At 31.0% G+C, this 24,145-nt stretch carries 21 protein-coding genes and 2 pseudogenes; 21 read left to right on the forward strand and 2 right to left on the reverse strand.

Going from position 1 to position 24,145, the window contains the following annotated elements; genetic code table 11:
• Window positions 1-276: 276 nt before the first annotated feature.
• The 10 genes and pseudogenes from AC0L4B_RS06575 to rlmN all read left to right on the forward strand — a co-directional run bounded on the left by AC0L4B_RS06575 (window position 277) and on the right by rlmN (window position 9,766).
• The gene (locus tag AC0L4B_RS06575; protein WP_473439066.1) at window positions 277-1,104 is read left to right on the forward strand and encodes a prephenate dehydratase; all 828 of its coding nucleotides are present in this window, start codon (window positions 277-279) and stop codon (window positions 1,102-1,104) included.
• Window positions 1,101-2,243 (forward strand): pyridoxal phosphate-dependent aminotransferase, encoded by a 1,143-nt coding sequence (locus tag AC0L4B_RS06580; RefSeq protein WP_473439408.1) that lies wholly within the window; start codon window positions 1,101-1,103, stop codon window positions 2,241-2,243. Before AC0L4B_RS06575 ends, AC0L4B_RS06580 begins: the two co-directional genes overlap by 4 nt.
• Entirely contained in the window at window positions 2,240-3,094 is an 855-nt protein-coding gene (locus tag AC0L4B_RS06585) for a prephenate dehydrogenase (protein WP_473439067.1), read from the forward strand. Before AC0L4B_RS06580 ends, AC0L4B_RS06585 begins: the two co-directional genes overlap by 4 nt.
• Window positions 3,095-3,117: 23 nt before the next feature.
• Window positions 3,118-4,200, forward strand: coding sequence for a chorismate mutase (locus AC0L4B_RS06590; RefSeq protein ID WP_473439068.1), 1,083 nt, complete (start codon window positions 3,118-3,120; stop codon window positions 4,198-4,200).
• A gap of 147 nt (window positions 4,201-4,347) precedes the next feature.
• Window positions 4,348-5,298 (forward strand): ribosome small subunit-dependent GTPase A, encoded by a 951-nt coding sequence (gene rsgA / locus AC0L4B_RS06595; protein WP_473439069.1) that lies wholly within the window; start codon window positions 4,348-4,350, stop codon window positions 5,296-5,298.
• 1 nt (window position 5,299) lies between these two features.
• Window positions 5,300-5,752 (forward strand): D-aminoacyl-tRNA deacylase, encoded by a 453-nt coding sequence (dtd, locus tag AC0L4B_RS06600; protein WP_473439070.1) that lies wholly within the window; start codon window positions 5,300-5,302, stop codon window positions 5,750-5,752.
• A gap of 1 nt (window position 5,753) precedes the next feature.
• Entirely contained in the window at window positions 5,754-6,080 is a 327-nt protein-coding gene (locus AC0L4B_RS06605; protein WP_473439071.1) for a nucleotide pyrophosphohydrolase, read from the forward strand.
• A gap of 37 nt (window positions 6,081-6,117) precedes the next feature.
• Complete coding sequence (locus AC0L4B_RS06610) at window positions 6,118-7,350, forward strand: 3-phosphoshikimate 1-carboxyvinyltransferase (protein WP_473439072.1); 1,233 nt, start codon at window positions 6,118-6,120, stop codon at window positions 7,348-7,350.
• Between the two features lie 86 nt (window positions 7,351-7,436).
• The gene (gene queA / locus AC0L4B_RS06615) at window positions 7,437-8,486 is read left to right on the forward strand and encodes a tRNA preQ1(34) S-adenosylmethionine ribosyltransferase-isomerase QueA (protein WP_473439073.1); all 1,050 of its coding nucleotides are present in this window, start codon (window positions 7,437-7,439) and stop codon (window positions 8,484-8,486) included.
• A 240-nt stretch (window positions 8,487-8,726) separates the two neighbouring features.
• Window positions 8,727-9,766, forward strand: a pseudogene (gene rlmN / locus AC0L4B_RS06620) (dual-specificity RNA methyltransferase RlmN).
• Window positions 9,767-9,847: 81 nt separating this feature from the next.
• On the opposite strand, the gene AC0L4B_RS06625 reads toward rlmN, so the two are convergent.
• The gene (locus tag AC0L4B_RS06625) at window positions 9,848-11,164 is read right to left on the reverse strand and encodes a T9SS type A sorting domain-containing protein (protein WP_473439074.1); all 1,317 of its coding nucleotides are present in this window, start codon (window positions 11,162-11,164) and stop codon (window positions 9,848-9,850) included.
• Window positions 11,165-11,430: 266 nt separating this feature from the next.
• Between AC0L4B_RS06625 and AC0L4B_RS06630 the strand changes: the two genes are divergently transcribed.
• From AC0L4B_RS06630 to AC0L4B_RS06680, 11 genes and pseudogenes are all read left to right on the forward strand, one after another.
• Window positions 11,431-12,408, forward strand: a complete 978-nt coding sequence (locus tag AC0L4B_RS06630; RefSeq protein WP_473439075.1) for a polyprenyl synthetase family protein — start codon at window positions 11,431-11,433, stop codon at window positions 12,406-12,408.
• Between the two features lie 79 nt (window positions 12,409-12,487).
• Window positions 12,488-13,047, forward strand: a pseudogene (locus tag AC0L4B_RS06635) (RNA polymerase sigma factor).
• Window positions 13,034-13,765 carry a hypothetical protein gene (locus AC0L4B_RS06640; protein WP_473439076.1) on the forward strand — a complete coding sequence of 244 codons (732 nt, stop codon included), beginning with the start codon at window positions 13,034-13,036 and terminating at the stop codon, window positions 13,763-13,765. Before AC0L4B_RS06635 ends, AC0L4B_RS06640 begins: the two are co-directional and overlap by 14 nt.
• A gap of 32 nt (window positions 13,766-13,797) precedes the next feature.
• A complete protein-coding gene (locus AC0L4B_RS06645; RefSeq protein WP_473439077.1) occupies window positions 13,798-14,847 on the forward strand; it encodes a hypothetical protein in 1,050 nt (349 codons plus the stop codon).
• 425 nt (window positions 14,848-15,272) lie between these two features.
• Complete coding sequence (locus AC0L4B_RS06650; RefSeq protein WP_473439078.1) at window positions 15,273-16,670, forward strand: arginine decarboxylase; 1,398 nt, start codon at window positions 15,273-15,275, stop codon at window positions 16,668-16,670.
• Entirely contained in the window at window positions 16,660-17,598 is a 939-nt protein-coding gene (speB, locus tag AC0L4B_RS06655) for an agmatinase (RefSeq protein WP_473439079.1), read from the forward strand. Before AC0L4B_RS06650 ends, speB begins: the two co-directional genes overlap by 11 nt.
• Window positions 17,588-18,562, forward strand: a complete 975-nt coding sequence (locus AC0L4B_RS06660) for a deoxyhypusine synthase family protein (protein WP_473439080.1) — start codon at window positions 17,588-17,590, stop codon at window positions 18,560-18,562. The genes speB and AC0L4B_RS06660 overlap by 11 nt, the downstream gene beginning before the upstream one ends.
• Window positions 18,563-18,574: 12 nt before the next feature.
• Window positions 18,575-18,898: a hypothetical protein gene (locus AC0L4B_RS06665; RefSeq protein ID WP_473439081.1), complete on the forward strand. Its 324-nt coding sequence runs from the start codon at window positions 18,575-18,577 to the stop codon at window positions 18,896-18,898.
• A gap of 2 nt (window positions 18,899-18,900) precedes the next feature.
• Window positions 18,901-19,677, forward strand: coding sequence for an RMD1 family protein (locus tag AC0L4B_RS06670; RefSeq protein ID WP_473439082.1), 777 nt, complete (start codon window positions 18,901-18,903; stop codon window positions 19,675-19,677).
• Between the two features lie 147 nt (window positions 19,678-19,824).
• Complete coding sequence (locus AC0L4B_RS06675; RefSeq protein WP_473439083.1) at window positions 19,825-20,148, forward strand: hypothetical protein; 324 nt, start codon at window positions 19,825-19,827, stop codon at window positions 20,146-20,148.
• Between the two features lie 350 nt (window positions 20,149-20,498).
• Window positions 20,499-22,880 (forward strand): GAF domain-containing protein, encoded by a 2,382-nt coding sequence (locus AC0L4B_RS06680; RefSeq protein WP_473439084.1) that lies wholly within the window; start codon window positions 20,499-20,501, stop codon window positions 22,878-22,880.
• Here AC0L4B_RS06680 and AC0L4B_RS06685 read toward each other — a convergent pair.
• The gene (locus AC0L4B_RS06685; protein WP_473439085.1) at window positions 22,877-24,142 is read right to left on the reverse strand and encodes a Pycsar system effector family protein; all 1,266 of its coding nucleotides are present in this window, start codon (window positions 24,140-24,142) and stop codon (window positions 22,877-22,879) included. The genes AC0L4B_RS06680 and AC0L4B_RS06685 overlap by 4 nt on opposite strands.
• Window positions 24,143-24,145 lie beyond the last annotated feature (3 nt).

The raw sequence follows: 24,145 nt of genomic DNA on the forward strand, positions 1-24,145 counted from the left end.
TATTTCTTAAAAAGCATAAAAATAGAGACTTAGTGTTTTGTTATGTCATTTAATTAATTACTTTAGCAATATAATTACAATAATGAATTTAATTAACACTACATATTACAACTGGTATTACTTCTTTTTTAGCAAAAGGAGCGAGACGTTGTATATGTAATTTATAAACATATATTTTAAAAAAGTCTCGATATATATCGAGACTTTTTTTTGTTTAAACCTTTAGGTTTTATTAATAATTTAAGCATCTAACTAACATTAATACGTAATTTTATTTTGATAAAGACAGTCGCAATTCAAGGTATTAAAGGATCATTTCATCATATAGTTTCTCAAAATTATTTTGAGACACCTGTTAGTATCTTACCATTTATGTCTTTTGATAATACAGTTGGTAGTGTATTAAAAAACGAGTCTGATGCAGCAATTATGGCTATAGAAAATTCAATAGCAGGCTCTATAATTCCAAATTATGCATTAATAGATACGCATAATTTACAGATAGTTGGAGAGCACTATTTGGATATTCAACATAATTTAATGGTCTTACCAAATCAGAGTATTCAGGATATAAAAGAAGTGTATTCGCATCCTATGGCTTTATTACAATGTAAAGCATTTTTTAAACAATATCCTCATATAAAATTAATTGAAGATAAAGACACTGCTGAGGTTGCAGAGCGTATATACAATAAACAGTTAAAGCAAGTTGGAGCTATTGCAAGTACATTAGCTGCTAAAATTTTTAAGCTAGATATTTTAGCAGAAAGTATACAAACTATAAAACATAACGAAACTCGTTTTGTAATAGTTAAACAAAATAATGACGAAGTTTTAGAAACCGAAATTAATAAAGCTTCAATTAAATTTGAATTAGATCACAAAAGAGGAAGCTTGGCGACTATACTTAATGTTATGAGTGATTGTAAGCTAAACTTAACAAAAATTCAATCTTTACCAATTATAGAAACTCCTTGGAAATACGCCTTTTTTGTAGACGTAACTTTTCAAGATTTTCAAGATTTTAAAAAAGCAAAATCCATAATGGATATAATGGCAACATCATTTAAAGTCATTGGACAATATAAAAATGCTAAACAATAATGGAAGTAGCAAACAGATTACATAGCGTTGAAGAGTACTACTTTTCTAAAAAATTAAAAGAGGTTAATGCTTTAAAAGCAGCAGGAAAGCCTATAATTAATTTAGGAATTGGTAGTCCAGATTTAAAACCATCAAGTCAAGTTATTGATGCTTTAACTAAAGCACTGGTAGAAGATAGTGCACATAAATATCAGAGTTATCAAGGTTTGCCAGAGTTTAGAGAAGCTATTGCAAAATTTTATGATACACATTATAATGTGCAAGTTAATCCTGATTCAGAAGTGTTACCATTAATGGGAAGCAAAGAAGGAATTATGCACGTGTCTATGGCTTTTTTAAACGAAGGTGATGGTGTTTTAATTCCTAATCCAGGTTATCCAACTTATGCAGCAGTCACTAAATTGGTGCAAGCAAAAGCAATACCTTATAATCTTGATGCGACTAATAATTGGTTACCAGATTTAGCGCAAATTGAAACCCAAGATTTAACTAAAGTAAAATTAATGTGGATAAGTTATCCGCATATGCCAACTGGTGCAAAAGCAAGCTATGAAGATTTAAAACAATTAGTAGTTTTTGCTAAAAAGCATAATATTTTGCTAGTAAATGATAATCCTTATAGTTTTATTTTAAATCAAGAACCATTAAGTCTATTAAGTGTGCCTGGAGCTAAAGAGGTAAGTTTAGAGTTTAATTCTTTAAGTAAAACTTTTAATATAGCAGGATGGAGAGTAGGAATGGTCTTAGGTAGTCCAGAAAATATACAATCGGTTTTAAAAGTAAAAAGTAATATGGATTCCGGAATGTTTTATGGAATTCAAAAAGGAGCCATTGCTGCATTAAATAGTCCGCAAGAATGGTTTGATAATTTAAATAAAACTTATGCAAAACGACGAGAGTTAGTTTGGCAATTAGCTGACAAATTAAATTGTACATATAATAAAAAAGCCTCAGGATTATTTGTTTGGGCTAAAACACCAAAAGGGTATAAGTCAGAGCAGTTTATAGATCAATTGTTACACGATAAAAACCTATTTATTACACCAGGAACCATTTTTGGATCTCAAGGTGAAGGATATGTAAGGTTCTCACTATGTGCAACACTAACACAAATTGAAGAAGCGATAGCAAGAGTATGATACAAAATATATACATAATTGGAGTTGGATTAATTGGAGGAAGCTTAGCTTTAGATATTAAAAATAAACGTCCTGAAACAACTATTTTTGGAATAGATAAGTCAGAAGATCATCTAAATCAAGCATTAGAATTAGGTGTTATTAATAACCAAGCAACTCTAGAGGATTTAGATAAGGCAGACCTGGTTATTTTAGCAATTCCTGTGGATGTGTCAGTGACTTTATTACCAACTGTTTTAGATAAAATATCAGACTTTACTTTGGTTGCAGATGTAGGTTCTACCAAATCCGATATATGTAAAGTGGTAACGCATCATCCTAGAAGACGTAATTTTTTAGCAATGCATCCTATTGCAGGAACCGAGTTTTCTGGACCCAAAGCTGCTATTAGAGATTTGTTTAAACAAAAAACTAATATTATTTGTGAGGTCGAAAAAACAGCATTCAAACTTCAAGAAAAAGCAGTTAGTCTGTTTTCAGAGATTGGTATGCGCATGCGTTACATGAATCCAGAATCTCATGATAAACACATTGCTTACGTGTCCCATTTATCTCATATTAGTGCCTTCATGCTAGGAAAAACAGTTATTGAAAAAGAAAAAAACGAACGAGATATTTTTGATATGGCTGGTTCAGGATTTGAAAGTACAGTACGATTAGCCAAAAGTAGTCCTGCAATGTGGACGCCTATTTTTAAGCTAAATAAAAATAATGTAGTCGAAACCCTTGACGATTATATTGCTAATTTAACACAGTTTAAAAAACTGATAGAAAATGATGATTTTGATGGTGTTTTTAACGAAATGAAAGACACCAACTATATAAAACAAATATTAAACGGAATACAATAAAATAAACTGAAAAGTGAAAAATTATGGAAAATAAAAAAGAAATGAGAACTTGGTTGGATGACATGAAGTTAGATCATCCATTAGTAATCGCTGGACCTTGTAGTGCTGAGACTGAAGAACAAGTGTTAAAAATAGCCCATGAGCTAAAAGATACAGATGTAAGTTACTACAGAGCAGGAATATGGAAACCACGTACTAGACCAGGTAATTTTGAAGGTGTTGGAGCTTTAGGTTTAAAATGGCTTAAAAAAGTGAAAGAAGAAACAGGAATGAAAACCTGTACAGAAGTAGCCAATGCTGCACACGTTAAGTTAGCTATAGAAAATGATGTAGATTTACTTTGGATTGGAGCAAGATCGACTGTTAGTCCATTTATCATGCAAGAATTAGCTGATGCTTTAGCAGGAACAGATAAAATTGTATTAGTTAAAAATCCAGTAAACCCAGATTTAGCACTATGGTTAGGTGGTATTGAAAGATTGTATACTGCTGGAATTAAAAATTTAGGAGCCATTCACAGAGGGTTTTCTACTTACGAGAAAACAAAATATAGAAACATTCCAGAATGGCAAATTGCTATCGAGTTTCAAAATAGATTTCCAGACTTACCATTAATAAACGATCCATCACATATTACAGGTAAACGAGATATGGTTTTTGATGTGTCTCAAACAGCACTAGATTTAAATTTTGATGGATTAATGATTGAAACTCATTTTGATCCAGAAAACGCATGGAGTGATGCTGCGCAACAGGTTACACCTACATCTTTAATTCAAATGATGGTTGATTTAAAGATTAGAAAAGAATCTGATCCTGAAGCAGAATACAATCAAGAGTTAACCAACCTGAGAGCACAAATAGACGTGGTAGATAATCAAATTATCGAGGCTTTAGGTAAGCGAATGAAGATTGCTGATGGTATTGGAGGATTAAAAAAGCAAAAAAACGTAGCTGTATTACAAAGCAAACGTTGGAATGAAATTTTAGGAAAGATGGTGTTAGAAGGAGAGTCAAAAGGTTTAAGTGAAGAGTTTATTTTAAAAATGTTCAAGGCTATTCACCAAGAGTCTATAAACCATCAGGAAAAAATTATAAAAGGATAAACATAAAAATAGCCTCTAAGAAATTAGAGGCTATTTAAATTTTGACCGAAATGACACATCATATAAAAGAATAACTAAATTAAATTTTAAAATCTATTTTGGTGTCTTTTTTTGTTGGAAGACAAAATAATATCCATATTTGTAATAATGACAGGACGCGTATATAAATCAACAGGAAGCTGGTACACAGTTAAGACTCAACTAGGTCAAACTTACGAGTGCAGAATAAAAGGTAAATTTAGGCTTAAAGGTATTAAAAGCACCAACCCAATTGCTGTTGGCGATTTTGTGGATTTTGAATTGGACACAAAATCTGATCAAGAAACAGGTGTGATTAATACGATTCATGATAGGCAAAACTACATTGTACGTAAGTCTGTTAATTTGTCTAAACAAACCCATATTATTGCATCCAATATTGATTTGGTTTTCTTACTTGTTACAATAGATAATCCACCAACTTTTACAAGTTTCATAGATCGTTTTTTGGTTACAGCGGAAGCCTATGATATCAAAGCAGTACTTTTATTTAATAAAATAGATGCTTACAGTGATGATACATTAGAAGAAGTCAGATATTTGGCTCACGTATACAGACAAATAGGTTATGAGTGTATCGGTATTTCGGCTAAGACCGGAAAAAATATAGATCAAGTTAAAGGACTAATGGAAGGAAAGGTTAGTATGTTTACTGGACATTCAGGTGTTGGTAAATCTACTTTGGTTAATGCTATCGAGCCGACTTTGGATTTAAAAACCAAAGCAATATCTATGCAACATATGCAAGGTCAGCATACAACTACTTTTGCTGAGATGTTTGATTTAAGTTTTGATGCTAAAATTATAGACACACCAGGAATTAAAGGTTTTGGAGTTGTTGATATGGAGAAAGAAGAAATTGGAGATTATTTTCCTGAGTTTTTTGCTTTAAAACAAGATTGTAAATTTAATAATTGTTTACACATTGAAGAACCTAAATGTGCTGTAAAACAAGCTTTAGAAAACGATCAAATAGCAGCCTCGAGATATAGAAGCTATGTGCAAATTATAGAAGGAGACGAAGAGCATTATAGAACCGATATTTGGGATAAAGAATAAAATGAAAGCAGTCATTCAACGTGTTAGTGAAGCTAGCGTAACTATTAATAACACAGAAGTTGCCAGTATTAATAATGGCCTTTTAGTGTTATTAGGTATTGTATCTGAGGATACCGAAGAGGATATAAATTGGTTGGTTAAAAAAATAACAAACTGTCGTATTTTTAACGATAATAATCAAGTTATGAATTTATCGTTGTTAGATATCAAAGGAGAAGTTATTGTTGTTAGTCAGTTTACATTACAAGCAAGTATAAAAAAAGGAAATCGACCAAGCTATATTAAAGCAGCAAGACCAGAAGTTGCTATTCCTTTGTATGAAACATTCATTAAAAACTTACAATCTGTAATACCATCTAAAGTCCAGACAGGTCAATTTGGTGCAGATATGAAAGTTAGATTACTAAATGATGGTCCAGTTACTATAATTATGGATTCTAAAAATAAACAATAAAATGGATATCAAAAACGCACAGTTAGAAGTAGATAATTGGATAAAAAATCATGGTGTTCGTTATTTTAACGAGTTAACAAATATGGCACAGCTTACTGAGGAAGTAGGTGAGGTAGCACGTATAATTGCTAGACGCTATGGTGAGCAAAGCGAAAAAGAATCCGATAAAAATAAAGATTTAGGTGAAGAGTTAGCAGACGTCATATTTGTTGTATTATGTTTGGCAAATCAAACAGGAATAGATCTTCAAGAAGCTTTTGATAAAAAGTTAGACCTAAAAACTAAACGTGATCATGATAGACATCACAATAATCAAAAATTAAAATAACGTAAGGTTATTTCTGCGTAAGCAAAATTAATATCACATGAATTTACATTTAAATAAATCAGTAATAGAACCAAAGTCATCCATTCAAATCACAGGTTCAAAAAGCGAGTCTAATAGGTTATTACTATTACAAGCTTTATATCCAAGTATTAAAATTGAAAATGTATCCAACAGTGATGATTCTGTCTTAATGTCAAAAGCATTAGCCTCTAAAGATCAAATTGTAGATATCCATCATGCAGGAACAGCAATGCGATTTTTAACCGCTTATTTTTCAACTAAAGAAGGACGTGTTACAGAGCTTACGGGTTCTAAACGCATGAAAGAACGTCCTATTGCAATTCTTGTTGATGCATTAAATCAATTAGGCGCAGACATAACTTATAAAGAAAATCAAGGGTTTCCTCCATTAATAATAAAAGGAAAAAAGTTAACTAAAAGTAAAGTTAATTTAAAGGCAAATGTAAGTAGTCAATACATTTCGGCATTACTATTAATAGCCTCTACGTTAGAAAACGGTTTAGAATTAACTTTAGACGGAGAAATTACCTCTGTACCATACATAAAAATGACCTTAAGCCTATTAAACCAAATAGGTATTAAAACGACTTTTGAAGGTAATGTTATAACTATTCAGCCTAAGCAACAATCGCAAATTGATTTAAAACAATTAACGGTTGAAAGTGATTGGTCATCTGCATCCTATTTTTATAGTATCGTAGCTATGTCTGCTTTAGGTACTACAATTAAGCTTTCCTCATACAAAAAAGATAGTCTTCAAGGAGATTCGGCTTTAGCTAAAATATATCAGGCATTTGGTGTAACTACAACTTACACCAATAATGCTGTAACTCTTGAAAAAACTAAAGAAGTAAATCAAGAGACCAATATAGAGTTTGATTTAAAAAATGCTCCAGATATAGCACAAACTATATCTGTAACAGCATTTGGTTTAGGTTTAAGTTGTCATTTAACAGGTTTACATACTTTAAAAATTAAAGAAACTGACCGTTTAGTAGCTTTAAAAACCGAAATCGAAAAACTAGGAGGCCAAGTTACAATTACTGATAATAGTTTAACGTTACAAAAAGCTACAAAACATAATGCTAATATTGCAATTGCGACCTATAATGACCACAGAATGGCTATGGCATTTGCACCTTTAGCACTAAAACAAGACATAATTATTCAAGATTATAAAGTAGTTTCTAAATCGTATCCTACATTTTGGGACGATTTAGCAGCTTTAGGCTTCATTTTTAGCGTTTAATAAATAATAATTGGTCATTTACTTGACAAGGCCTATCTCCAGATTGTATATTTGCAATCTTGTTTAACTAAACATTTTTTTATTACATGAAATTATCACACTTCAATTTTGAATTACCTGAAGAGCTTCTAGCGGAATATCCAGCAGAAAACAGAGACGAGTCTCGTTTGATGGTATTAAACCGAAAAGAACAAACCATTGAGCATAGAATGTTCAAAGATTTAATCGAGTATTTCGACGAGAAAGATGTGATGATTCTTAATAACACCAAAGTATTTCCAGCACGTTTATTTGGTAACAAAGAAAAAACTGGAGCAAGAATAGAAGTATTCTTATTAAGAGAATTAAATCAAGAACAACGTCTTTGGGACGTATTAGTAGATCCAGCACGTAAAATACGTATAGGTAACAAACTGTATTTTGGTGATGACGAAACCTTAGTAGCAGAAGTAATTGACAATACAACATCAAGAGGACGTACATTACGTTTCTTATTTGATGGATCATATCAAGAATTTAGAAAAAAATTACAAGACTTAGGTGAGACGCCATTGCCTAAATATATAAAAAGAGAAGTTGAACCAGAAGATGAGCAACGTTACCAAACCATCTATGCTAAAAACGAAGGTGCAGTAGCAGCTCCAACAGCAGGATTACATTTTTCTAGACATTTGTTAAAACGTCTAGAAATAAAAGGAGTTGACTTTGCAGAAGTAACTTTACACGTTGGATTAGGAACTTTTAATCCAGTAGAGGTTGAAGATTTGTCAAAACATAAAATGGATAGCGAAGAGCTTAAAATTGAAGCTCCAGCAGTAGAAGTTATCAATAAAGCACAAAAAGAAAAACGTCGCATCTGTGCAGTAGGTACAACAGCAATGCGTGCCATAGAAAGCTCAGTATCATCAAGCGGTACTCTTAACGAAATAGAAGGATGGACCAATAAATTTATCTTTCCACCATACGATTTCAGTATCGCTAATGCAATGATTACAAACTTTCACACGCCAAAATCAACATTATTAATGATGGTTTCAGCATTTGCAGGTCACGATTTTATGAAAAAAGCATACGAAGAAGCTGTAAAAGAAAAGTATAAATTTTACAGTTACGGAGACGCCATGTTAATCATATAATCCTAAATTAATTTAGGCACACATCCAAAACATAAAACCTCTTTAAACCTTAAAAAGTAAAAGAGGTTTTTTTATGGCATTACCCAAGGGTCGCGCTCTCGACAGTCGCTTTGCATTTGCTTTAATGCAAAAGCAAGAGCTTCAACAAATGTCTCCATCGCTAATGCAATAGCAGCCAAGACATAGTAAGTAAATTAAAGTATAGTAAATCCGCAAAGCTTTCACTATTTTTGCAATTCAATGGAAATCAAGAAAAAAGACATACGAGCATTAACCAAAGACCAATTAAGAGAATTCTTCCAAAACCAAGGAGACAAAGCTTTTAGAGGAAATCAAGTCTATGAGTGGCTATGGAATAAAGGTGCACATACCTTTGAGGACATGACTAACCTGTCCAAAGACACGCGTCAAATGTTACAAGATAACTTTGTTATAAACCACATCAAGGTAGATGTTATGCAACGTAGTAGTGATGGTACAGTAAAAAATGCAGTACGATTACATGATGATTTAATAGTAGAGTCTGTTTTAATACCAACAAAAACAAGAACGACAGCATGTGTCTCTAGTCAAGTAGGTTGTAGTTTAGATTGTAAATTTTGTGCTACAGCACGATTAAAACGTATGCGTAATCTTAATCCAGACGAGATATACGACCAAGTGGTAGCAATAGACAGAGAAAGTAGATTATATTTTGATAGACCACTTAGTAATATTGTGTTTATGGGAATGGGAGAACCATTGATGAACTACAATAATGTACTAAAAGCTATAGATAAAATTACATCACCAGAAGGTTTAGCAATGTCACCAAAGCGTATTGTGGTGTCAACATCAGGAGTGCCAAAAATGATAAAAAAATGGCAGATGATGATGTTAAATTTAAGCTTGCAGTATCCTTACACTCAGCAATAGACGAGGTTAGAACATCTATAATGCCATTTAATGCAACATTCCCTTTAGCGACGTTAAGAGAGGCATTAGTGTATTGGTACCAAAAGACAAAAAACAGAATAACTTATGAGTATGTTGTTTGGGAAGGTATTAATGATAAGCGCAAAGACGTAGATGCATTAGTTGAGTTTTGCAAATTTGCACCTAGTAAAGTAAACTTAATAGAATACAATCCCATTGATGATGGTATGTTTCAGCAAGCTAAGTCAGAAGCTATTGATATGTATCAAAACGTTTTAGAAGCTAATAATATAACAGTAACAGTAAGACGCAGTAGAGGTAAAGATATTGATGCAGCTTGTGGACAGTTAGCTAACAAAGAATAAAAAAAACGTTCTGTATTTAAAGAATAAAAAAGCGCCTTTAATGTAATATTAAAGGCGCTTTTAGTTTTTATAATATTAAATTTATTTCTTGATAAATTTAATATTTTGCTCTTGATTATCAGCTGTAATCTTCATAAAATAAATACCAGTATCTAAGTCGTTTATTTTAATGGATTTATCAATAATACTCTCTGAATTAAGACTAATAACACGTTGACCAACTTGGTTATAAATTTCAACGGTATCAAGTATAGCATCAGATTTAATATGTATAATATCATTAGCAGGATTTGGATAAAGACTAAATTTAGTTTTATTAAATTGTTCAACAGATAGATTAGGATCTGCTTCAGTAGTAAAACTCCATACAGTACCTGTAGATGTACCTGCACAGTTTGTACTTTCTATATACCAATAGTAAGTTGTGTCGTATGCCCAATCATAAATTACTCCATCGCCATTATCAACTGGATCAATTGTTCCTATATCAGCACCAGAAGTTGTCGTTCCCAAACTTAAAGTATAAGATGAGGCTGCTCCACCAGCTGTATCATCTGACCATAAAAAAGGTGTAATCAGTAGTTCTGTTGGGTCTGTTGCATCTATTGCAACATCAATAGCTCCATTGGCAGGAGTAGGTGTTATAGCAGCAACTGGAGCACTTTCTGTACAAGATGTTGTTGTAAAACTCCAAACAGTTCCTGTTGTAGTACCAAAACAATTTACAGCATCCACTTTCCAGTAATATGTTGTGTCATATTCCCAGTCATAAGTAATCCCATTTCCATTAGTAGCACCAGTAATGGTTCCAATGTCAACAGCAGAGGCTGTTGTACCAAGTGAAAGGTTATAACTTTCTGCAGGAGCACCAGAAGTCGCATCTATCCATTCAAAAGGTGTGATCAAAAGATCTGTTGGATCTGTCGAGTCTATTGGTATGTTAACAGCTCCATCAACAGGTGTTGGTGTTGTTGCGGCATTTGGTGCACTTGTCGCTGTGCATGTACAAGTAGTACATTCTATGTCAGTCGCTATATCTGTATTTCCTCCTCCAGTACAAATACTGTTAACGGTCCAGAAGCAGTAAATACTTGTTACTCCAGTACCAGCGGTAAATGTAACAGAGTTTGCACCGTGATTTATTATGGTAGTAGCATCGCTTTCTGTTACTGTAATATACATTGCGGCTGTCACTGTATATGTTTCTCCAGGAACAATACCTGTTAGTATAGAAAATTCGTTATCAGCATAATTGTCAGCAGCAATTGATTGAACTCCTGGAGCATTAGAAATATTTACTGAATTTGATGGCCACTGAAAGTCTTGATTGGTACATTGTCCATAAGACCAATTTATAAAACCTAAAAATAAAATAAATAATAGAGTAGTTTTTTTCATATTGTTAGTATAAGTAGTTTATTATTCATTAAAGTTATTTAAATATTTTTTTAAGAAGTTATTTAACATGTTTTTAAGGTCATTACGCTGTTTTTTAAGAGGTTGTGTGAATATGCTTACTGCTATTAAGGATTATGTATTTAAAAAGGTTAATATTAAATATGTTCAAATCTTATTAATATGTAATTAAGCTTTAATGGTAATTTTATTAATCACTTATATAGAAGTTGTCTAAATATCACTAATTTTGCTAAAAGCACTTTAAATTGAAAATTACCGAACAAATAAAACAGCCGATTGCGTTTGAAATGGAACTTTTTGAACAAAAATTTAGGTTGGCAATGTCTTCTAAAGTTGCTTTACTAAATCGTATTACTTATTATATTGTTAATCGAAAAGGGAAACAAATGAGACCTATGTTTGTCTTTTTGGTAGCCAAAATGGTGTCTAACGGAGAAATTAGCGAACGTACATATAGAGGAGCTTCAGTAATTGAGCTTATTCATACCGCAACTTTAGTTCATGATGATGTTGTTGATGACAGTAATAAACGTCGTGGTTTCTTTTCAATTAATGCCTTATGGAAAAATAAAATAGCTGTACTGATTGGTGATTTCTTATTATCAAAAGGGCTGTTGTTATCTATTGATAATAATGATTTTGATTTATTAAAAATCATTTCTATTGCTGTAAGAGAAATGAGTGAAGGCGAATTACTTCAAATTGAAAAAGCCAGAAAACTCGATATCACAGAAGACGTTTATTATGAAATTATAAGACAAAAAACAGCAACATTAATTGCTGCTTGTTGTAGCCTTGGTGCAGCCTCAGTTAAACCTAATTCTGTTGAGGTTGAAAGCATGCGTAAATTTGGAGAGTTAATCGGTATGGCATTTCAAATTAAAGATGATTTGTTTGATTATGGCAAACAAAGCATAGGTAAACCTACTGGAATAGATATCAAGGAGCAAAAAATGACGCTTCCATTAATATATACTTTAAATAATTGTTCTAAGAAGGACAAAAAATGGTTAATTAACTCGATTAAAAATCATAATAAAGATAAAAAACGAGTAAACCAAGTCATTGATTTTGTTAAGCAAAATGGAGGCTTGGATTATGCTATTTCTAAAATGGAAGCTTTTCAGCAAGAAGCTTTATTACTGCTTAATAATTTCCCGCAATCTGAATACAAAGACTCACTTGAGTTAATGGTTAATTATGTTATTAAAAGAAAAAAATAATTTTTTTTCATCTTCAGGCAACCATTAATATAAAATTTGCGTCTTAATAAATAGAAGACCAAACTAATTAATATTTTTTGTGAAGGTAGTAACTTTATTTAATAACGAAGCCAAGCTAATAAAAAAAGCAATTCAGAATAATCGTGAAGCACAACACGTATTGTTCGAAATGCATGCGCCTAAAATGCTAAGTGTATGTCGTTATTATGTTAAAGACCTTCAACACGCTGAAGAAGCTATGTTAAATGGTTTTTTTAAAGTGTTTTCTAATTTAAAAAACTTTAAATCAGAAGGAAGTTTTGAAGGTTGGATAAGACGTATTATGGTAAGAGAGTCTATTTCTTACCTAAGACAAAAAAAGAAGTTCAGTTTGTATATGAAGACTATCAGCATGTCGAGATTGAAGACTCTAACTCACAACAATATGATGTAGCGCAATTACAAGAATTAATTGATACGTTACCAGAAGGCTATAAAATGGTTTTTATGATGTACGCAGTTGAGGGTTACAAACACGCTGAGATTTCAAAGCTTTTAAATATTAGTGAAGGAACATCAAAATCGCAGTTATTTAAAGCAAGAAAATTATTGCAAGAAAAAATTAAGGCATTAAACACAAAAGATTATGGCACCAAATAAATTTGAAAATCATTTAAAAGAGACTTTGGATCGTCGTACAATTACGCCAAGTAAAAATGCTTGGAGTCAATTAGATTCAAGATTAGATAACCAACAAAGTAAACGTAAATTGCCGTTTTGGTTGTTAGGGTTGGCTGCTACCTTTACAGGAGTTTGCTTAGCTGTTTTTCTATTTAATAATAATCAAGTAGAACCCGTTAATGTTGTAATAGATATTAAAAAAGAAAAAATAGAGGTTCCTATTGAAAAAATAATTAAAAAGAAAATTGAAGTTGCAAACTCAGGAGAAACAGAAACAAAACAAGAAATAATTACTAAAACAAAACCAAGTAAGATAACTTCTAATAATAAAAAGAAGACTATTGCACAAGTTTTAGTGTCAACTAAAATAGAAAATAATAATCAACTCGCTACTAAAACATCTGTTTCTGAAAATGATAATAATATTGCAGTTGCTAATGCAATTACAGATTCAATTAAACCTAATAACACTTCAAGTAAACCATCTATTAATAATGAAGCTGAAGTATTATTAAATAAAGCTTATGCTGAGGTAAGACAGAATAAAAATAAATATAAATCAGAAAAAATAAACGCAAATTCACTATTGGAGGATATTGAGATGTCATCTGAAAAATCTTTGAAAAACAGATTGTTTCACGCTGTAAAATCAGGCTACGAAACTTTAAAAATGACTGTAGTTGAACGCGATTATTAAATCAATTAATCATTAACAAAAAACGAACAATTATGAACACCATTACAAAACATTTAGTTTACATATTATTAGTATTGACAGGGTATCAGGTCAGTGCGCAGGATCAAGATTCCGTTACTAAACTAGAAGAAATTAAAGCAACCATTAAAGCTCAAGAAAAAGAAGCTTTAAAAGTTGAGGTCGATCAGATTAACGACCAGTTAGAAGCAGATGAAATTTCTTTTGATGAAGCTGAAACTTTGAAAAAAGCTGCAGCAGAAAAAAGGGCATCCAATATTGAAAACAGAATAGTTATTGCTCAAAACCGATTAGACTATTTAAAGCGTAATGATCAAGAGTTTGATGTCAACACTAGAAAAACAGTGCTATCACTAAAAATTGGTGATGATGATAATGAGATACTAGGTATTCATACAGCAAAAACTCCTCCAAAAAAAGACATACGTACAGGTAATCAATTGCTATTTGCAATGGGCTTCAATAATGCAATTATTGATGGTGTTAGTTTAAGCGACTCACCATACAAATTAGGAGGTTCTGGTTTTGTAGAGCTAGGTTGGGTTTGGAACACAAGAGTCTTTAAAGAGTCTAACTTTTTAAGATTAAAGTATGGGTTTTCAGTACAATGGAACAAATTAGATATTAAAGATAACTTATACTTTGTTCAAGAAGGTGATCAAACAGCATTACAAGAATTTGATGGAGATTTAAAACAAGCTAAGTTTAGAACTACTAGTTTGGTCTTACCACTTCATTTTGAGTTTGGACCATGGAGTAAAAAAGAATATGATGATGGTAGAATACGTTATAATACTTATGATAAGTTTAAAATAGGTATTGGAGGTTATGTAGGTGTAAATGGTAAAGCAGTACAAAAATTAACGTATAAAGAAAATGGAGATCGTGTTAATGATAAAGTTAAAAAAAGCTTTAATACCAATACGTTTACTTATGGATTAAGTGCTTATGTTGGTGTTGGTGATGTTAGTGTATATGCAAAATATGATTTAGCACCAATTTTTAAAAATCAAACTATAGATCAAAATAATATTTCACTAGGTGTTAGAGTTGATCTAGATTAAATTAGAGATTATTTTTTCAAAAAAGCACTTCTTTTTTTAGTAAAGGAAGTGCTTTTTTGTTTTTAGGTATTGTAAACACTCATGTTTTCAGCGTGTTAAATAAAAATTATTTTTTTTGTAAAAAAGTTTTTTATTCAAAAAAAGTATTTCATTTGTAGCCATAATAGCTGAACACTTTGAACTCTGTTTCTATGTTCGGGCTTTTGGAAATTAGGAAGTCATATTCAAAAGCAGCTTACAGATTAAGCAACCGAATTTTAAAGCTAACTTCCGCCTTTACTTCTATATATGCTAGTCAGCATCAATTTGGCTTTGTGCCTACTTGTGATCTTAAAATTCAAATTTGACGGACTGTTTAAATTTCTTTTTAATTCTAAAAGAAACCTTTAATAGCACGATTTTAATTTTAATGTTTCAAAACAACAATGAATACTAAATACATAGACTTAATAAGTCAAACTTTTGATTTTCCTCAACCAGAATTTAAGTTAGAGGACAAGACGCTTCAATTTCATGATATAGATTTAATGGACTTAGTGGAAGAGTATGGTGCACCTTTAAAATTTACCTATTTACCACAAATTTCTAACAATATACAACGCGCTAAAACTTGGTTTAATGATGCTATTAAAAAGCATGATTATAAAGGTAAGTACAACTACTGTTATTGTACAAAAAGCTCGCATTTTAAACATGTTTTAAACGAAGCTTTAAAAAACGATATACATATAGAAACCTCGTCTGCTTTTGATATTGATATAGTCGAAAACCTAAAAAAAGAAGGTAAAATTACCGACGAAACTTTTGTCATAAGTAATGGCTTTAAACGCGAACAGTATATTACAAACATTGCAAGATTAATTAATAATGGGCAAAAAAACTGTGTTCCTATTATTGATAATTACGAAGAGATAGATTTACTATCAGAAGAAATAGAAGGTAATTTTAAAGTAGGTATTAGAATTGCATCAGAGGAAGAACCAAAATTTGAGTTTTACACTTCAAGATTAGGGATTGGGTACAAAAACATCCTTCCGTTTTATAAAAATCAAATTAAAAATAATCCAAAAGTCGAGCTTAAAATGCTTCACTTTTTTATCAATACAGGAATTAGAGACAATGCCTATTATTGGAACGAGCTTTTAAAGTGTCTTAAAGTATATACAAGTTTAAAAAAGATTTGTCCAAGTTTAGATAGTTTAAATATTGGAGGAGGTTTCCCTATTAAAAACTCGTTGGCTTTTGAGTTTGATTATGAGTATATGATAGATGAAATTATAAATCAAATCAAACAGACTTGTGAAGAAGAAGGTGTAGATGTACCAAATATTTTTACTGAGTTTGGAAGCTTTACAGTTGGAGAAAGTGGTGGAGCAATCTATAAAGTATTATACCAAAAACAACAAAACGATCGTGAGAAATGGAACATGATAAATTCATCTTTTATAACAACTTTACCAGATACTTGGGCTATTAACAAGCGTTTTGTAATGTTGCCAATTAACCGTTGGAACGATTCTTATGAGCGTGTTTTACTTGGTGGATTAACTTGCGATAGTGACGATTATTATAATAGCGAGCAACACATGAATGCAATCTATTTACCAAAATACAATAAAGACAAACCTTTATATATAGGCTTTTTTAATACTGGAGCCTATCAAGAAACCATAGGTGGATTTGGAGGTTTACAACACTGTTTAATACCATCTCCAAAACACATATTAATAGATAGAGATAAAGATGGAAACATCACAAAAACAATTTTTTCAGAACAACAAAAAAGTGAAGACTTACTTAAAATTTTAGGTTATGCAAACTAAAACGTATGCTGGTATTCCAGAAGAATTAGCTAAACTAGAAAAAGCTAAAATTGTATTAATACCTGTGCCTTACGATGGTACAAGTACATGGCAAAAAGGTGCAGATAAAGGTCCTGAAGCATTTTTGGATGCTTCTGCAAATATGGAACTTTATGATATAGAAACAGATACTGAAGTGTATAATCAAGGTGTATATTTAGCTGATGCAGTAACCGAAAATAGCTCTCCAGAAGCTATGGTAGAGGCAGTACATCAAGCTACTAAAAAGTATATCAAAAAAAATAAGTTTGTAACTATTTTTGGAGGAGAACACTCTGTATCTATTGGTACCATACGTGCTTTTAATGAAATGTATCCTAGTCTAACCGTTTTGCAATTAGATGCGCATGCAGATTTACGTAAACAGTATGAAGGATCAACATGTAATCACGCATGTGCTTTATATGAAGCTAGTCAAAATACTAACTTAATTCAAGTAGGAATTCGATCTATGGATGCAATTGAAAAAACAGTCATGGACCAAGACAAAACATACTTTGCACATGATATGGCTATGGATGATGCTTGGATGGATAGTGCAGTAGACCAAATGACAGACAATGTATTTATAACAATTGATTTAGATGCTTTTGATCCGTCAATAATGCCAAGTACAGGTACGCCAGAACCAGGTGGATTATTATGGTATGAAACTTTAGAATTTTTAAAACAAGTTTTTGAAGAAAAAAATGTCGTAGGTTTTGATATAGTAGAGTTGTGTCCTAATAAAACAGACAAGTCTTCAGATTTTTTAGCAGCAAAATTATATTACAAAATGTTAAGCTATAAGTTTTTAAACCAAGAGGCAGAAGACGATTACGACAACACATACGACAGCAATACACAAAAAAATAACACTTCTAAATTTAACGAAGACGATGAGTACTAAAGGACCAATTTCTCAATTTATACAACACCATTATTTACATTTTAATGCGGCAGCTTTGGTAGATGCAGCTAAAGGTTATGAAACGCAATTAGACAATGGTGCAAAAATGTTAGTATCCTTAGCAGGAGCTATGAGTACTGCCGAACTTGGTAAAAGTTTTGCCGAAATGATAAGACAAGATAAAGTGCATATTATTTCTTGTACTGGAGCTAATTTAGAAGAAGATATCATGAATTTGGTAGCGCATTCTCATTACAAACGCGTTCCTAATTATCGTGATTTAACACCTCAAGAGGAATGGGATTTACTAGAAAAAGGTTTAAATCGTGTGACAGATACTTGTATTCCAGAGCACGAAGCGTTTAGACGTTTACAACATCATATTGAAAAAATATGGAAAGATGCAGAAGCTAAAGGTGAGCGTTACTTACCTCATGAGTATATGTACAAAATGTTATTGTCAGGTGTTTTAGAAGAGTATTATGAGATTGATTTAAAAGATTCTTGGATGTATGCTGCTGCCGAAAAAAACTTACCAATAGTTTGTCCTGGTTGGGAAGACAGTACAATGGGTAATATTTTTGCAAGCTATGTTTTAAAAGGAGAACTTAAAGCAAGCACAATTAAGTCAGGTATAGAATACATGACATTTTTAGCAGATTGGTACACAGATAATTCTCAAAACGGAATTGGATTTTTTCAAATAGGAGGAGGTATTGCAGGAGATTTTCCAATTTGTGTAGTGCCAATGTTGTATCAAGATATGGAACGTACCGAAACTCCGTTTTGGAGCTACTTTTGTCAAATAAGTGACTCAACAACAAGTTACGGATCATATTCTGGAGCTGTACCAAACGAAAAAATAACTTGGGGAAAACTAGATATAGATACACCTAAGTTTATTGTAGAAAGTGATGCAACAATCGTAGCTCCATTAATTTTCGCCTACATTTTAGGTTTATAATTACTTTTAAAAATGAAAAAAGCAGACCATTTAAAACGCGTTATTGTTGATTTTAAAAAGCTTACACCAGAAATACTAAAGTTGTTAGTAGACAAATATCCTTATGGTTATGATGAAGATCATATAATCGAATTTAAAAATGCTAAAAATGAATTAGTTGAAGCTGTAGAAGTCACTACTGACGACACAAAATATTTAGTAAAAGTTAGTACCAAATTGGTAAAAACTATGGAGAATTATGATGAGGATGATTATGAAGATTTTGAAGGGGATGATTCTGATGCAGTACAAGACCCTGAGTTAGAATCCAACCAAGAGCAAGATCACGATTTTTAAACATGTATATAGTAGTTGCCTATCAGGTAGCCAGCACTATCAATATTAAACAATGTAAACAGCAACTGTCTTGGCAGTTGTTGTTTAATGATAGTGATGAGCTGTATTACAAATGCGACGATAATGCATTTGTATATATTTTTCAGTATGGTATTGTAAGCTTTTTTAATATGACAGAGCAATCTATTAAACAAGCTTTAGACCGTATCAAACCTTTTTCAAATAATTATTTGTCAGAAAAATTATCAGAAGAAGTCAATGTTATTATCAAGTCCAATAGTCTAAAAGTAGATTATAATCATATCCAGTTGCCAGAGCTTAATGACGAAACCATAAGGTTAGTCATGCTTAACGTGTCACAAAGTGTGGCTTTAGATCGTTATTCAGAAATCACATATGATTTATTAGAACAAACTAATAAACACACCTTGTACTTAGAGCAAAAAGGAAAACTTGATATATCTGGTAATAAACTAAAACGTTTTATAGGTAAAACATTAAATATTAAAAACCGAATTTCTGAAAATTTATACATATTTGATTCGCCTAACATCACATGGGAAAATCAACAATTAAATCAGCTTAATCAAGATTTAAAAGCCATATTTGATTTAAAAGATAGGTATAGATTAATAAGAGACCGAATAGAAATTATTAAAGAAAATCTTGAGCTTTTTAAAGATATAATGGACCATAAAGAAAGTAGTAAGCTAGAGTGGATCATTATTATTTTAATTGTCATAGAAGTGTTAGATATGTTTATTGCTAAAATCTTGTAATCTAAATTATTATATCTAACTTATAAACTGCAAAACAATAACCACTCGTATTAAAACAGATTTTAATACTAAAAGCAATTTTGGACTTGAGGTGGTAAACTTCCAAAAACAAAAAATATAAGCAACTTAATACTATTTAAATTTAAAATGAAAGCAAAATTAATCATCATAGCAATCGCTTTTTTGAGCTTAACCTCATTTGTATCTATTAATACTATGACTGTAACAGGTGTTTACAAAGGAATTGTAGAATACGATTATGTATTTTATATAAATGAATCCGACACGCCAATGACATTTCAATATTTATCTGATGAAGCTTTAGAAGCTTTTGACTTGGACTCTGAAGAGTTTATTGGAAGCAAATTTAAAGTAACCTATGAGGTGCTTCTAGAATTTAGTGAAGACACTGAAGGAAACGATGTAGAGATAGAAATGTATACAATCACAGAGTTAGAGTTAATAGACTAGTTTTCTTAATTTTTAATATTAATAAACAATCGGAATCCATTCCGATTGTTTTGTTTTATACCATTAAAATAATTCTAATTTAGCTTATAAAATCAGTATCTAGAAAAGAATGAAAATGGTGTTGTGTTTATTTTTTTAATTTAAAACGAAGTTTCTAAATAATTAAAATGCATTTAAATCTACGTTTAGGTTCTCTTTTTTGTTTTTTTTAACTTAAAAGATCAACTTTTATTACTAAATTCATTGTACTGTTAAGTGGTATTATTATTAGGCTTTATAAGGTGTCAGCTTATTAAAAACTTTACGACTAATCACATTAATACGTATCTTTGCGTAATTTTTATAATACAATGATTGACTTAAACGACAATATAAATTTACCCTTTTCGTTGCAGATTAGTTTTAATAAATTAATCCAACGATATGAAGCATTAGTAAATAGTGATGATCCATTTACTGCTGCCAAGGCACGTCGTATTTTAAAACTTCAAGAAGAAAATCCAGAGTTAAGAGATGGGTTTAGTAAAATTTCGGTATTAGAAAAGCATAAAGAAGCAATACAAGTATTATTGCAAGATTCATTTAGTGAAGTATTAACGTTAAACGAAATTAAAACAGCAAGTGTACCGTATCATAATTTTATTTTTAATGCCACAAAGCGATTTGAAAATATAATAAAAACTGCAGGTCCAGACTTTGAGTTGGTCATAAAAAATATGCCAGAAAACGATTGGTATATTTTAAGTTGTACCATTATCATGAGTTTTTGTTATAATTTCAACACCAACTTTAAAAGACCATTGTATTATGAGATTCCTGATAAAAATGGGATTTTAAGAATTTATAAAATCACTTACAATGCAGATTTTATGGAAATTATTCCAACCAATGCTGCGCCTAAATTAACTCAAAAAGATTTTGATGAGTTATTAGATAATTTTGAAAACATAGACCTTTGGAAAGAAAAATTTCCTCCAAATAGTTACATCTCAAAAGGATTTGTAATTTCTAATATATTTGACGTTACAGACGATCAGTCTATTTCTAATATAAAAACTACTTTAATAGGAAACAATAAGCGTAAAGACGAAAGTTTTATGACTGACTTTCAAAAAGTCTTCCGCTCGTTACTTGCTGTTACAGATTTAGAAGTTGGTTTTTCTATTTTCAATAAGGAAGAAAATACCTTAATGAAAGTGCATGATTCAAGTATTAATAGCTTTTTGCTTAAAGCAAAAGAAGAGTTTAAATGCGAAAATCTATTTTGTCACTACAGTTATGATAAAATTTTAAAAAGCAAAGCTAATTTTGCGATTTCTGATGTTGATAAAAGTTTTGAAAAATCAGAAGGACAATCTCCACAAATTAAAGTCTTAAAGGAGCAAGGTTTTAAAAGTGCTATTTTTGCTCCAATTGCAGAAGAAGGAGAGTTGTTAGCAGTTTTGGAGTTAGTGTCCAAAACACCAAAAGCATTAAATAGTATTAATGCTAATAAGCTACTTGGTGTGATGCCTTTTATTTTGTCAGCTGTTAAACGCTCTAAGTTAGATGAAGAAAACTTAATTCAAGCTATTATACAGCGTGAATGTACATCTATACATCCAAGTGTAAAATGGAAATTTGAAAGTGCAGCACGTCAGTTTATGCAAGAGCAATATAATGGAAATGAAAACCCATCATTTAATAAAATTAGTTTTGATGAGGTCTATCCATTATTTGGGCAAATAGATGTTAAAGGGTCTTCTGAAGCCAGAAATAGTGCAACTCAAAAAGATTTATCATTACAATTAACGTTAGTAGAAAAAATTGTTGAAAAAGCTATTTTAAACGAAAGACTTCCGATTTTTGAACAATTATTGTTTCAGATTAAATCTTACCAAATAGCTTTAAAAGATAGTTTTAAAGTAGACAGCGAACAAAAAGTAACTCATTTCTTCAAACATGAAATCGAGCCACTTTTTAGATTTCAACTTAAAACAAAATCTTCAATAACAGAAGATATTGAAGATTACTTTAGTAAAGTAGACACTAATTTAGAAGTAATTTATTATTATCGTAAAAATTACGATGATACCATAAGTTTGATTAATAAAAACATGTCTGCTTTATTAGACAAAAAACAAGTTGAAGCTCAGGCTATGTATCCTCACTTTTTCGAGCGTTACAAAACCGATGGAGTAGAGCACAACATGTATATTGGAGAATCCATAACTAAAGAAGATTCGTTTAACGAATTGTATTTATATAATCTTAGATTATGGCAAATGCAAGTTATGATAGATATGGAAAATGCTTTTTATAATAAGCAGCACAAATATCCAATTGCATTAGATGTTGCTTCAATGATATTAGTGTTTAATCAACCATTATCTATTAGATTTAGAACTGACGAAAAACATTTTGATGTTGACGGAACTTACAATGCAAGATATGAAGTTGTAAAAAAACGTGTAGACAAAGCTAATATTAAAGGTACAGAAGAGCGTATTACCGCAAAAGGTAAATTAGCAATTGTATATTCTCAACAGGAAGATGAATATGAGTACTTAAAATATGTTAGGTTTTTACAATCTAAACATAAATTAGGTGATGAGGTCGAAATCTTAGAATTAGAAGATTTACAAGGTGTTACAGGTTTAAAAGCGATAAGAGTTAATATTTTGTATCAAGATGAAACAAATATGAAACAGTTTTATACCTACGATGACTTAATGCACACCATTAAATCTTAAGCTATATAAAATAAATTAAAGGAGTTTGGTACTAGTTGTTTGATTTGTGATGTTGTGTTTAAAACATCCTGAATATTTACACCTGGATTGTTTTTTACTGCTATACCGAAAGCAATTAATGAGATAATAATACCAATCATAAATACAGTGTAAGTTATTCTTAGTAATCTGTATTTACGCTCTAAAACAATACCTAAAAAGTATAAATCTTTAGTTAAAGTTTGGTAGATGTAATCTTTGTCACTAATCATTTCGTTAATAGCCCATTCAAACTCATTCAGTTTCATTTTATGGAAGTTTCCAAAAAAGGTTAGATTAACTTTTTTGTTTTTAACGTCTTCTTTGGTAAACTGACCACTAGTCACGTTTGGTCGTGTGGCAATTATAGACATAACCATTGAGATGACACTAAATAATGTAAAAATAACAGTTGGCCAAGTTAAGTAAGGGTTGGTATCTAATTTTGATATTAAGTTAGCTAATACCACAGATATTATAATGGCATTTACCGATAATAGTATGTTGGCTTTTGTGTCTGCAATATCACTTAACTTGATGTGGTTTTTTAATGCTGTTCTGTAAAACGATTGTATAGCACGCTCAGGACTTTCGTTTTTGTACTGTGCTTTATATTTAGCCTTAAGCTCTTCGTTTTTTATTTTTGACTTTTGTTTCTTTTTAGATTTAATTAGTTTGGCTAAGTTTTTTTCTTTTCTAGATTGCCAATTTTTTAAAGCATAGTCAGTATAAAATTTATGTTTTTTAGATAGTACTTTTATATTTTCGTTTAACCATTCATTAGGTGTATAGTTTGCTATTCCTGCAATTTCAAGTTCTTTTCTTAAAAATTCACTAGCTTCAGGAAAGTATTTTTTTCCAAAATGAGAGGAGTCTGCATCACGTAATACTTTTTCTAATTCCGTAGTTGGTTCAGAGTTAAACTCAGTTGCTAAAATGCAATCTTCAACAGCTTTTATTGTTGGTTCGTCCACATTTTGAGTAGTCAAAAATTCTCTTGCAATTTTAGCGCTTACAGCTTCATGACCTTCTCTAGTTTGTGTATATCCAACGTCATGTAGTAATGCTGCTAATTGAAGTATTTGCGCATCATTAACATCAATTTTAGAATTTTCTATAATTTCTTTCGTACTTTTAAATACTCGTAAAGTATGTGTATGGTTGTGATAAACTATAGTGTTAGGTAACTCATTTTTAAGGAGTTCAAAAACAAAAGCTTCGGTTTTTTCTATAAGTTTTGACATATG

This window comes from Olleya sp. NP1-10 (assembly GCF_055804415.1).

Excerpts from the sequence above, each read along its gene's own strand:
- AC0L4B_RS06590 (WP_473439068.1), top strand. The coding sequence starts at position 3,118 with ATGGAAAATAAAAAAGAAATGAGAACTTGGTTGGATGACATGAAGTTA.
- AC0L4B_RS06625 (WP_473439074.1), bottom strand. The coding sequence starts at position 11,164 with ATGAAAAAAACTACTCTATTATTTATTTTATTTTTAGGTTTTATAAAT.
- AC0L4B_RS06665 (WP_473439081.1), top strand. The coding sequence starts at position 18,575 with ATGAAAAAAGCAGACCATTTAAAACGCGTTATTGTTGATTTTAAAAAG.
- AC0L4B_RS06650 (WP_473439078.1), top strand. The coding sequence starts at position 15,273 with ATGAATACTAAATACATAGACTTAATAAGTCAAACTTTTGATTTTCCT.
- AC0L4B_RS06605 (WP_473439071.1), top strand. The coding sequence starts at position 5,754 with ATGGATATCAAAAACGCACAGTTAGAAGTAGATAATTGGATAAAAAAT.
- AC0L4B_RS06680 (WP_473439084.1), top strand. The coding sequence starts at position 20,499 with ATGATTGACTTAAACGACAATATAAATTTACCCTTTTCGTTGCAGATT.
- dtd (WP_473439070.1), top strand. The coding sequence starts at position 5,300 with ATGAAAGCAGTCATTCAACGTGTTAGTGAAGCTAGCGTAACTATTAAT.
- AC0L4B_RS06585 (WP_473439067.1), top strand. The coding sequence starts at position 2,240 with ATGATACAAAATATATACATAATTGGAGTTGGATTAATTGGAGGAAGC.
- AC0L4B_RS06645 (WP_473439077.1), top strand. The coding sequence starts at position 13,798 with ATGAACACCATTACAAAACATTTAGTTTACATATTATTAGTATTGACA.
- AC0L4B_RS06640 (WP_473439076.1), top strand. The coding sequence starts at position 13,034 with ATGGCACCAAATAAATTTGAAAATCATTTAAAAGAGACTTTGGATCGT.
- AC0L4B_RS06610 (WP_473439072.1), top strand. The coding sequence starts at position 6,118 with ATGAATTTACATTTAAATAAATCAGTAATAGAACCAAAGTCATCCATT.
- AC0L4B_RS06670 (WP_473439082.1), top strand. The coding sequence starts at position 18,901 with ATGTATATAGTAGTTGCCTATCAGGTAGCCAGCACTATCAATATTAAA.
- speB (WP_473439079.1), top strand. The coding sequence starts at position 16,660 with ATGCAAACTAAAACGTATGCTGGTATTCCAGAAGAATTAGCTAAACTA.
- queA (WP_473439073.1), top strand. The coding sequence starts at position 7,437 with ATGAAATTATCACACTTCAATTTTGAATTACCTGAAGAGCTTCTAGCG.
- AC0L4B_RS06660 (WP_473439080.1), top strand. The coding sequence starts at position 17,588 with ATGAGTACTAAAGGACCAATTTCTCAATTTATACAACACCATTATTTA.
- AC0L4B_RS06675 (WP_473439083.1), top strand. The coding sequence starts at position 19,825 with ATGAAAGCAAAATTAATCATCATAGCAATCGCTTTTTTGAGCTTAACC.
- rsgA (WP_473439069.1), top strand. The coding sequence starts at position 4,348 with ATGACAGGACGCGTATATAAATCAACAGGAAGCTGGTACACAGTTAAG.
- AC0L4B_RS06685 (WP_473439085.1), bottom strand. The coding sequence starts at position 24,142 with ATGTCAAAACTTATAGAAAAAACCGAAGCTTTTGTTTTTGAACTCCTT.